At 46.3% G+C, this 9,886-nt stretch carries 12 protein-coding genes and 2 pseudogenes; 5 read left to right on the top strand and 9 right to left on the bottom strand.

Annotated features, from left to right (window positions below; translation table 11 throughout):
* The 6 genes from cysW to Q0R35_RS00425 form a co-directional block, all read right to left on the bottom strand.
* On the bottom strand, window positions 1-794 hold a 794-nt coding region (cysW, locus tag Q0R35_RS00450), incomplete at its 3' end, for a sulfate ABC transporter permease subunit CysW (RefSeq protein ID WP_295613300.1).
* Window positions 784-1,650: a sulfate ABC transporter permease subunit CysT gene (cysT, locus tag Q0R35_RS00445; protein ID WP_295613298.1), complete on the bottom strand. Its 867-nt coding sequence runs from the start codon at window positions 1,648-1,650 to the stop codon at window positions 784-786. The genes cysT and cysW, both read right to left, overlap by 11 nt.
* 266 nt (window positions 1,651-1,916) lie before the next feature.
* Window positions 1,917-2,435: a gamma-glutamylcyclotransferase family protein gene (locus tag Q0R35_RS00440; protein ID WP_295613295.1), complete on the bottom strand. Its 519-nt coding sequence runs from the start codon at window positions 2,433-2,435 to the stop codon at window positions 1,917-1,919.
* A gap of 24 nt (window positions 2,436-2,459) precedes the next feature.
* The gene (locus Q0R35_RS00435) at window positions 2,460-2,756 is read right to left on the bottom strand and encodes an NIL domain-containing protein (RefSeq protein ID WP_295613293.1); all 297 of its coding nucleotides are present in this window, start codon (window positions 2,754-2,756) and stop codon (window positions 2,460-2,462) included.
* Between the two features lie 83 nt (window positions 2,757-2,839).
* Window positions 2,840-3,136, bottom strand: coding sequence for a hypothetical protein (locus Q0R35_RS00430; RefSeq protein ID WP_295613303.1), 297 nt, complete (start codon window positions 3,134-3,136; stop codon window positions 2,840-2,842).
* Window positions 3,105-3,404 carry a hypothetical protein gene (locus Q0R35_RS00425; protein WP_295613290.1) on the bottom strand — a complete coding sequence of 100 codons (300 nt, stop codon included), beginning with the start codon at window positions 3,402-3,404 and terminating at the stop codon, window positions 3,105-3,107. The genes Q0R35_RS00430 and Q0R35_RS00425 overlap by 32 nt, the downstream gene beginning before the upstream one ends.
* Window positions 3,405-3,591: 187 nt before the next feature.
* Between Q0R35_RS00425 and Q0R35_RS00420 the strand changes: the two genes are divergently transcribed.
* From Q0R35_RS00420 to cysE, 3 genes are all read left to right on the top strand, one after another.
* Entirely contained in the window at window positions 3,592-4,416 is an 825-nt protein-coding gene (locus tag Q0R35_RS00420) for a hypothetical protein (RefSeq protein WP_295613287.1), read from the top strand.
* Window positions 4,403-6,430: a SufS family cysteine desulfurase gene (locus Q0R35_RS00415; RefSeq protein WP_295613285.1), complete on the top strand. Its 2,028-nt coding sequence runs from the start codon at window positions 4,403-4,405 to the stop codon at window positions 6,428-6,430. Before Q0R35_RS00420 ends, Q0R35_RS00415 begins: the two co-directional genes overlap by 14 nt.
* Window positions 6,431-6,685: 255 nt before the next feature.
* The gene (gene cysE / locus Q0R35_RS00410) at window positions 6,686-7,519 is read left to right on the top strand and encodes a serine O-acetyltransferase (RefSeq protein ID WP_295613282.1); all 834 of its coding nucleotides are present in this window, start codon (window positions 6,686-6,688) and stop codon (window positions 7,517-7,519) included.
* Between the two features lie 50 nt (window positions 7,520-7,569).
* Here the strand turns inward: cysE and Q0R35_RS00405 are convergent, their stop codons facing one another.
* Window positions 7,570-7,989, bottom strand: coding sequence for a DUF6691 family protein (locus tag Q0R35_RS00405; RefSeq protein ID WP_295613279.1), 420 nt, complete (start codon window positions 7,987-7,989; stop codon window positions 7,570-7,572).
* A 10-nt stretch (window positions 7,990-7,999) separates the two neighbouring features.
* Window positions 8,000-8,185: pseudogene (locus tag Q0R35_RS00400) on the bottom strand (YeeE/YedE thiosulfate transporter family protein); the annotation flags it as partial.
* A gap of 151 nt (window positions 8,186-8,336) precedes the next feature.
* On the opposite strand from Q0R35_RS00400, the gene cysK reads away from it, so the two are divergent.
* Both cysK and Q0R35_RS00390 read left to right on the top strand, forming a co-directional pair.
* Complete coding sequence (cysK, locus tag Q0R35_RS00395) at window positions 8,337-9,236, top strand: cysteine synthase A (RefSeq protein ID WP_295613273.1); 900 nt, start codon at window positions 8,337-8,339, stop codon at window positions 9,234-9,236.
* Window positions 9,218-9,619, top strand: a pseudogene (locus Q0R35_RS00390) (sulfite exporter TauE/SafE family protein); the annotation flags it as partial. The gene cysK and the pseudogene Q0R35_RS00390, both read left to right, overlap by 19 nt.
* A 35-nt stretch (window positions 9,620-9,654) precedes the next feature.
* Here the strand turns inward: Q0R35_RS00390 and Q0R35_RS00385 are convergent.
* Window positions 9,655-9,886, bottom strand: a 232-nt coding sequence (locus Q0R35_RS00385) for a TOBE domain-containing protein (RefSeq protein ID WP_295613267.1), incomplete at its 5' end; no start/stop codon positions are given.

The following is a 9,886-nucleotide window of genomic DNA, read 5'->3' as shown; positions in this document are numbered from 1 at the left end:
GCGAGTAAAACGGCGGCTGAAAAAGCGGCTTCGGTATCGTATTGTTTATAAGCTTCTTCGACGAATAGCGGCAAACTTTGAGTCGTATTGGCGACATTTCCAGAGACTACCGAGACAGCTCCAAATTCGCCCATTGCGCGGGCATTTGTGAGCAATACGCCATACATCAAACCCCAGCGAATATTTGGTAGCGTTACTCTCCAGAAAATCTGCCAATCGCTTGCGCCTAGAGTTCTGGCGGCTTCTTCTTGATCGGTACCAGCTTCTTCTAAAACCGGAATTACCTCTCGCACCACAAATGGCATACTCACAAAAGCCGTCGCAATTGCCATGCCTGGAAACGCAAACACGATATCGATGCCGCGATCTTGCAACCAGCCGCCAAACCAGCCCTGACGACCATAGAGTAACATAATCATTAAACCAGCAACGACTGGAGAAATCGATAGTGGGAGGTCGATAATACTTAATAATAAAGTACGTCCGGGAAATTGATGCCGTGCGATCGACCACGCGGCACACAATCCAAAGATTGTATTAATGGGGACGGTAATTAAAGCCAGTAATAGCGTGATTCTCACCGCACTCAGAAAATCTGGATTGGTTAAATTAGCTAAAAATGGATCGATTCCCTTGTGAAATGCTTGATAAAAAACATTAATTGCCGGAATATAAACAATCAGACTAATATAAGCTAGCGATAAGCCAATTAAAATAATTGGAATCAAATTAAGCTGCTTGCGATCGGGGCCTTGCCGTACTAGAGCATTATCGGGAATATTATTAGTCTTCATACCGCTGTCCCCATGCTTGTAAAATATTAATACCCAGCAATATTACTAGCGAAATTCCGAGTAAGATTACACCAATTGTCGTCGCCCCAGCATAGTCATATTGCTCTAATCTTTGGAAGACTAAAACAGGCGCGATTAAATCTTTAAATGGTGTATTAGATGCAATAATTACCGTCGAGCCATATTCGCCCACCGCCCGCGAAAAACCTAACGCCATCCCCGTCAAAATTGATGGCAATAATGGCGGCAAAATTACTTGTCGAAAAGTTTGCCAGTCCGATGCACCCAAACACCAGGCGGCTTCCTCGATATCTCGTTCCATTTCAATTAGTACGGGTTGAACTGTACGGACGATAAATGGCAGCGAGATGAATAACATCGCCATCCCTACCCCCCAGCGCGTGAAGGCAATTTTGACCCCAAATGGCGCGAATAAACTGCCAATCCAGCCATTATCGCTGTAGACTGTTGCCAAAGTCAGCCCCGCCACTGCTGTCGGTAGGGCAAATGGCAGATCGATCGAAGCATCGACAATCCGTTTACCAGGAAAATCATACCGCACCATCACCCACGCGATCGCGGTGCCAAACAAACCATTAATTAATGAGGCAATCAACGAAGTCGTAAAAGTAACATCATAAGTCGATAACGCGATCGGACTTGTTGCTACGTCCCAAAACTTAGCCCAGCCATCGCTACCCGCTTTGGCGAACATTGCCCCCAAGGGCAGAAATAACATCGCACTCAGATAAAACCAAGTAAATCGCCAAGTCCACGATAGATTGCGGATCCGATCGAACCACTGTCGCCAAGCGGGTTTTGGTTTGACAATCCGGGCTGGAATAACGTTGCTCATAGGGGAGTTATAAGTTGGCGGTGGCTTTATCGCCACAATAAAGAGAAATCAACGATATTTAGAGCGGAATATTGCCTAAACCCGAACATTATCTTAACAATATCCATAATCTCGGTCAAACGGTAACCCATGCGACCAAATTACAGAATAATTGCTTAAATTTCATAGTGCCAGAACGGATCGCGATCTAGTGAAATAATAAAATGACGCTGATGTCGGTGAATAATGCCGCGCTCGACCAAAGATCCCACGATCCTAGTCGCGATCTATGCAACAGCCAAATCGCCGGGTTGCCAGTTTTGTTGAAGTCGCTGGATATGTGCTTGGAGCTGATGACGGTAATCAGTGGGTAAATTACAGGTAGCTGCACCACGCATCACCACTCCTGCATACCAATCATTCGGCGGGTGTTCAGTTGCCAATTTATTGACGACTACATAAGTCTTCACCTGTAAATAATGCCGATCTTGACACTGCACATCTACCAATTCATGGCGATAGCCACCTTGGGGCACATGTTCGCGCAGATCCAAAGCCGGAATTAGTCTAGCAGGCAATCGATATAAGACTCCGTGAACTGTTGAATCGCGATCGGGTACGATATCTAAGACCCCACAGTTACGATGCTGGGCATAATAATAAAAGCCAACTCGATAACCTGTCAGTGTTGCCGTCCCAACAATATAAGGCTCGACTGCTTCTTGCAATGTGCGCTGCAAATCTACAGGACACATGCAAGATCCATAGGCAAAGTAATCGCAAAATTCTGGTTCCCTATTTATCATGATGGCGATCGAATTTGAAATTAATTACTCAATATTTTCTAACAATAATGGCACCGAACCATGATAAAAAATTTCCACCCCTAGCTCCTGGAGATCTTTGAGCGCATTTTTGACATCTTGGGAATTGCCTTCCAACGTGAGGCTGAACCACCCACCACCTGTGGCTTTTCGGTCTAATACGGCTGCTTTAAAATTGACAATTAGATTGTAACTAGCGATGAGTTTAGCTAAGACTGGCTGCTGATGTAGTTGCTGGGGGATATTGATATCGATCGACTGTAAGACTTTTACTTGAGATTCGGTCAAGGATAGATAAGTCATTGGAAATTACCTCTTCGATTGTAATAGTTAGAGAGTTTGTAAACACTGAAAATAGACTATTTGAAGAAGATCGAAGCTAGATTTTAGTCGATCGATTGATAACTAAAGTGAAATTCATCATGCAACTTCTTTGGAGATTCATTACTAACTTGAGTAAAGTAACGCAGAGCTTTGAGATCTAGTGATGCGGATAAACTAAACCAATGTCTAATTCCCGCAGGCACTTTGATATACTCCTGTGCTTGCAATATCAGTTCGATCCGATAGCCATCGGGATGTAAAAATCCGAGTATACATTCTCCCGATAGCAGATATAGCACTTGGTCTTCTGTGTGAACATGGGGACGACTACCACTGGTACAAGCTTGACGATGCGACATTGGCAACTAACAGATCGCAGTGGGTACAATTGCCAAAGTATTTCAGCTTCGTCGCTTGAGGACGGAGTGATTGCAAAATTTCTTGTTTCTGAGCGAGATCGAGCACATCTAGCTGAAATAGTGCTTGCAGCGATTGACTCTGCTGCGGTTGAGATAAGTACCGATCCAATGGCAGTTGTCCGATCTCAATCTGTAAGGCACTTAGTTGATGTTCGATTTGGCTGCTTTGAGTATAGGTAGCACCATTTTCGATCTGTAAAATAGCCATATTGTCCTTGTTCGGGTGTGGATTATTGCCAGTACGAAAAAATTTACGGTAAGTTTATGGAGTTACAGTAGATTCATTTGCTATCTTAGCATGACCTATGCTAATGTCGATCTAAATAATAACGGTAAATAGATAGGAAAATAGTAGTAGTCGATCGAAACACCATCATCACAAGTAATAAATTCTTATGGTTACAAGAGTCACAACTAGAGAAAGTCGTCAGTTACAAAGTAATAGTTTAGACTCAGCAGTTAACCAGCCTCAGCCGCTCCAAAGCGTATCGGTTGATTCGGCACGGAATGAAGAAGAACCCCGCGAATACGAACTGAGCATCGCTCAAAGTGTCTTGCGCGTACACACGCGAGTGACAGATATCTATAACGAACCGATCGATCGGTTGCGCGAACAACTACGCTTGACGATCGAAGGCTTGAAAGAACAGCAGGAATGGGAAATTATCAACAATCCTCACTATGGATTATTGAACAATGTCTCGCCCTTAATGCGCGTCAAACCCCGCTACGGCCCACCTACACCCGACGATTTGGATGAAATGATTTCCCGCGTCTGGAAAAAGCCCGCCTTCTTCCTCGCCCATCCTCGCGCGATCGCAGCAATCGGACGAGAATGCACCCGCCGAGGCGTTCCTCCCGCAACTGTCAATCTATTTGGAGCCACCTTCTTGACTTGGCGCGGTTTACCGATCGTTCCCTGCGACAAATTGGAAGTCAAAAATCGCAACGGTAATCCCTACGGAACGGGAACGACAAATATTCTCCTGGTAAGAGTGGGTGAAGAAAATCAAGGCGTTGTCGGCTTACATCAAATCGGCATTCAAGGCGAAAAAATGCCCAGTCTGTCAGTACGGTTTATGGGAATCGATGTCCAAGCACTCGCATCTTATTTATTAACGCTCTACTTCTCTTGCGCTGTACTGACTGATGATGCCCTAGCTGTCTTAGAAAATGTCGAAGTAGGCTACTACCATGACTACCAATATGTCCAATTCTAATCATTCTAATGGCAATAACGGGCATCACCCATCACCAGGGGTGACGGCAGTAGATCCGAGCATCGTTCAAGCGATGGCAAATCAATTTTATACTGCCCTGCCAACCGATCGAGTTGGAACGCCAACAGCCGATAGTTTTGGCACGGTGCCCCAACCCAGTAGTCAGATTCCGACAAATAATGGTTTCGGCTCAGTTCCTCAGCCCAGCAGTCAGATCCCGACAAATGGTTTTGGTGCAGTGCCCCAACCGAGCAGTCAGATTCCGACGAATAATGGCGTAGCCTTACTGGGAAATACTCCAACCCCTGCGAGTATTCCTAGTCTGAGTAACGATCCTTTAACCGCGATCGCTCAACAGCTTTACTCTCAGATGCGCGGGAGTGTCGATCCTCAGTTACAACAGGCGTTAGCAGGGTTAACACCCAGCCTGACACCACCGAGTAATCTGACTACTCCATCGAAATTCCCAACGGCGACTACACCGCCGAGTAATTTTGCTACTCCATCAGCGTCGAGCAATGGAGCAGGCATTCCGACAGGGAATTTACCGAGCGATCGATTTGACATCGATGCCATTAGCCGACTCGCGCGAGATCTTGCTGGGCAAATTCCGGCTATTTCCAAAATTCCTAGTCCAGTCGGATCGATCGATGCTCCACATCCTCAAGCCCTAGTACCAGGGAGTGAAGCAGAAGTGCAACGGGGTATAGAATCGGCAACACCAGCATCATTGCGTTCACGCAGTGTCTGTGAAGCAGAATCGCCAACAGAGAAAAGCTTCAACTTTAATTCTACGGGCGAACCCTTTGATGTCCACGTCATTCGGCGTGATTTCCCGATCCTACATCAACAGGTGAACGGTCGTCCGTTGATTTGGATGGATAACGCCGCCACCACCCAAAAGCCCCAAAGTGTCATTGATAGTCTATCTTGCTTCTACGAGCGCGACAACTCGAATATTCACCGCGCCGCTCACACCCTCGCCGCTCGTGCTACCGATGCCTACGAGGGCGCGAGAGAAAAAGTACAGCGATTTTTGGGGGCTGGTAATGCCTCAGAAATCATCTTTTTACGGGGTACAACCGAGGCGATTAATTTAGTCGCGAATACGTTTGGGCGGAAGTATATTCGGGCAGGGGATGAGATTATCCTCTCTACCCTCGAACATCATGCGAATATTGTCCCTTGGCAGATGTTAGCACAAGCAACGGGGGCGGTAATTAAAGTGATTCCGATTAACGATCGGGGTGAAATTAACATGGGGGAATATACTCGCCTGTTAAATTCGCGCACGCGGATTGTCTCGATTACCCAAGTTTCCAATTCCCTGGGAACAGTCGTCCCCGTCGCGGAAATGACGCACCTCGCCCACCGACATGGAGCGCGGGTACTGGTAGATGGTGCCCAAGCAGTTTCCCACATGCCGATCGATGTTCAGGCGATCGGGTGCGATTTTTATGTGTTCTCTGGGCATAAACTCTTTGCCCCCAGTGGGATTGGTGCCCTGTATGCCAAACAGGAATTACTCGAAGATCTACCCCCGTGGCAAGGTGGCGGCAGCATGATTCGTCATGTCACCTTCGAGGAAACCATCTACAGCGATCCGCCTGCAAAATTTGAAGCAGGAACGCCGAATATCGCCGATGCCGTGGGATTGGGTACCGCGATCGACTATGTTACGCGGTTGGGGATGTCCAATATCGAACGGTACGAACATGAAATCACTGCCTACGCCACCGAGCGATTGGCGGGGATTCCAGGGTTGCGCCCGATCGGTACTGCCCTGAATAAGGTGAGCGTCCTCTCATTTATTTTGGACGATATTCCCACCGAGCAAGTCGGGCAAATGTTGGCACAGGAGGGGATTGCCGTTCGCGCTGGGCATCACTGCGCTCAACCGAGTCTCAGACATTTTGGTTTAGCCACCACAGTCCGCCCGTCGCTGGCTTTTTACAATACCCGTGCGGAGATTGACAGGTTGGTGGAGGTAATTAAAAGCGTCCGTCATCGATGAAAAGCGATCGATAGATATTGGTGAGGTAATTAAAAATATCCGTCATCGATGATTGCGATCGACAGATATTGGTGAGGATGGGCGGGTTTATGCTAATCAACGTCGAGGTTACTGTTTGATATTGAACGAACCCGCCCTATCCCACTAGAAGATGTCAAATGGGTTCTATATTTTTAACCCTCGTAGCGGCTAACGCACCCTATCTATTATAAAAAAATAAATTTTAATTTATTCTTTAACTTCTAATTGACACTTATGAATAACAATCACTCCTTAACAGAAACGCATCAACATTTTCAAACATCTCCAACTTCTATCTCCCTCGAAAACATTCAACCTAGACCGCCTGCGAACCCGATCGAAGTCGCGATCGCCGATTGGCAAATCATTAAAAAGCACGATCCAGCCGCCCGAAATTGGTTGGAAATCCTGTTTTGCTATCCTGGTTGGCAAGCCATATCTTGTCATCGATTCGTCCATTGGTTATATCGATTAAGGTTGCCATTTATCCCCCGATTTATTGCGAGTTTAAATCGATTTTTTACGGGAATTGAAATTCATCCTGGTGCGACAATTGGCAAAGGGCTATTTATCGACCACGGTACGGGAGTAGTAATTGGGGAAACTGCGATTCTTGGCGATGGGGTGATAATCTATCAAGGTGTAACCCTCGGCGGTACGGGCAAAGAGACGGGCAAACGCCATCCAACGCTGGGAAATAATGTTTTAGTGGGCGCGGGTGCCAAGATTTTAGGCAATATTAATATCGGCGATAACGTCAGAATTGGTGCGGGTTCGGTTGTATTAAGAAATGTCCCTAGCGATTGCACTGTCGTCGGTATTCCAGGGCGAATCATTCGCAATGGGACTCGATCGATCGATCCAGCCCAAAATTGGGAGTATTTACCAGATATCGAAGCTGAAGTTATTAGTAAGTTATTCGATCGGATTAAGGGTTTAGAACAGCAAGTTCAATCTCTTGCGGCTCAACTGCATCCCGCGATCGAAGGGGAGATAAAGGTGCCAACTCAAGCTGTAAATAAAACAGATAAAGAGATCGAAGATTTTCTTTATGGTGCAGGAATTTAACAAGTGATAATAAATGGTGAGAAAGTAACAAGCTAACTTACCATTTTGATTCATGTCGATCGTTTTGATAAATAACCATAACTCAGCGATCCAAATATCGTTGCCAACACGAATAAAACCGGATTCCAACTGCCAAGAATTAGCCCAGTAATCGCTGGCCCTGGGCAGTATCCAGATAGCCCCCAACCGATCCCAAAAATAGCTGCACCTAATACTAGTGGCACATCGATATTTTGTTGTTTGGGCAAGTAAAATTTCTCCTCATAGACTGGTTTAGGTAGACGCAAAACAAACCGAAAGGCAATTACAGTAACACCCACAGCCCCACCCAATACAAATAATAGTGTCGCATCCCAATTACCCGTGACATCCAGAAATCCCAACACGCACGATCGATCGACCATCTGAGACAAACTCAAACCCAGACCGAATAATAGTCCCGCAATTACAGCTACCAAATTTTGTTTCATCGATCGCACCTCACTTCAACAGATGACGGGTAACAAAAACGGTAATCATCGCCGTTCCCAAAAATGTAATCACAGCAACCAGAGATCGCCATGAGAGCCTACCCAGTCCACAGACTCCATGACCGCTCGTACAACCATTACCCATCCGCGTCCCAAACCCGACCAGCAAACCGCCAATCAGCATTATCCAGGGCGTAAATTCAGCTTGAGGAATTGACTCCGGTGCGATGATTTAATTATTTTAATCGATCGCCGATGACGATCGATTAAAATAACAGTATCCCTACCGAATTACAGTAATATCATTATTTTAGCCCTAATCAAAATTTAGGAAAACTCGAATAACTATGAAGATTGCCAATAATATTACAGAATTAATCGGTAAAACGCCACTGGTACGACTCAATCGCATTCCCCAGGCAGAAGGCTGTGTGGCGGAAATTTTAGTCAAATTGGAAGGGATGAATCCCGCCGCCTCAGTCAAAGATCGGATTGGGGCAAGCATGATTGCCGCCGCAGAAGCCGCAGGGCAGATCGAACCGGGCAAAAGCATCATCGTCGAACCAACTTCTGGGAATACCGGAATTGCCCTGGCAATGGTGGCAGCAGCTAAGGGTTATCGCCCGATCCTGACGATGCCCGAAACTATGAGCCTAGAACGTCGCGCCATGCTCAAAGCCTACGGCGCACAGTTGGAATTAACTCCAAGGATTGAAGGGATGAAGGGGGCGATTCGTCGCGCTGAGGAGATCGTCGCGGGATTGCCCAATGCTTTTATGCCTCAGCAATTTAACAATCCTGCCAATCCTAAAATTCACCGCGAAACTACCGCTGAAGAATTGTGGGCAGATACCGATGGCGCGATCGATATTATCGTTGGCGGAGTCGGTACTGGCGGTACGATTACTGGGATTGCTGAAGTTATCAAGTCCCGCAAACCGAGTTTTAAAGTTGTGGCTGTCGAACCGATAAATAGTCATGTCTTGTCTGGGGGCAAACCAGGAGCGCACAAAATTCAAGGGATTGGGGCGGGATTCGTACCACAAGTACTGCGGACAGATCCGATCGATGAGGTAATTCAGGTGACAGATGATGAAAGCATTAACTTTGGTCGTCGGTTAGCCAGAGAAGAGGGGATACTGTCGGGGATTTCGTCGGGAGCGGCTTTGTGGGCAGCGATTCAACTTGGCAAACGCCCTGAGAATGCTGATAAGCTAATTGTAGTCTACAACTCCCAATCATTTTAAAAATCAGTTTTGGGTTTATCGCCGGAATCTTTATTGGTATATTCAGCAGTATGCTCGGCGTTGCAGGTGGTGAGTTGATTATTCCCACTATTATTTTATTGTTTGCGGTTGATATTAAATTAGCAGGAAGTTTAAGTCTTGCAATTAGTATGCCAACAATTATGATGGGTCTATTCAAATACAAAAACCAGCAAAGACTCAACCAAGTCAAATTAGAGCGAGGGTTCATCGGTTGGATGGCATCTGGCTCGATTTTGGGTGCATTTATTGGCAGTAGGCTGTTAGGATATGTATCGAGTTCGCCGCTGTACTCGATCTTGGGTACAATTTTGTTGTTGTCAGCATTGAAATTAGCAAGGCACAAGCCAGCCACATTAGATTAGACCGTGCTTCGACAAAGCTCAAGGCTGGCGAGTCCCTAATCATCCACAGCTACCATTACATCGCTAGATTTAATCGTCACATAAGCATGTCTGCCTGCTGTCAATTGCAATGCCTCGGCTGAAGACCGAGTAATCGTAGACACCGCCTCAACATTTGGGGCAATTTCCAGCAAAATCTCCGCGCTAATACTCCCCAATTTTACCTGTCTGACGATCGCCGGAAACACATTCCTAGCACTGACACGCATCGCTCGAATTTCCAAACCC

It is taken from the genome of Chamaesiphon sp. GL140_3_metabinner_50 (assembly GCF_025361915.1).
Lineage (GTDB): Bacteria > Cyanobacteriota > Cyanobacteriia > Cyanobacteriales > Chamaesiphonaceae > Chamaesiphon.
The sequence above is the reverse complement of the archived record's forward strand: the minus strand, read 5'-3'. Positions and strand labels throughout refer to the sequence as shown.

Bases quoted from the DNA above. Each gene is read 5' to 3' on its own strand.
- Q0R35_RS00440 (WP_295613295.1), bottom strand. From the start codon at position 2,435: ATGATAAATAGGGAACCAGAATTTTGCGATTACTTTGCCTATGGATCT.
- Q0R35_RS00430 (WP_295613303.1), bottom strand. From the start codon at position 3,136: ATGTCGCATCGTCAAGCTTGTACCAGTGGTAGTCGTCCCCATGTTCAC.
- Q0R35_RS00425 (WP_295613290.1), bottom strand. From the start codon at position 3,404: ATGGCTATTTTACAGATCGAAAATGGTGCTACCTATACTCAAAGCAGC.
- Q0R35_RS00415 (WP_295613285.1), top strand. From the start codon at position 4,403: ATGTCCAATTCTAATCATTCTAATGGCAATAACGGGCATCACCCATCA.
- cysT (WP_295613298.1), bottom strand. From the start codon at position 1,650: ATGAGCAACGTTATTCCAGCCCGGATTGTCAAACCAAAACCCGCTTGG.
- cysE (WP_295613282.1), top strand. From the start codon at position 6,686: ATGAATAACAATCACTCCTTAACAGAAACGCATCAACATTTTCAAACA.
- Q0R35_RS00420 (WP_295613287.1), top strand. From the start codon at position 3,592: ATGGTTACAAGAGTCACAACTAGAGAAAGTCGTCAGTTACAAAGTAAT.
- Q0R35_RS00435 (WP_295613293.1), bottom strand. From the start codon at position 2,756: ATGACTTATCTATCCTTGACCGAATCTCAAGTAAAAGTCTTACAGTCG.
- Q0R35_RS00405 (WP_295613279.1), bottom strand. From the start codon at position 7,989: ATGAAACAAAATTTGGTAGCTGTAATTGCGGGACTATTATTCGGTCTG.
- cysK (WP_295613273.1), top strand. From the start codon at position 8,337: ATGAAGATTGCCAATAATATTACAGAATTAATCGGTAAAACGCCACTG.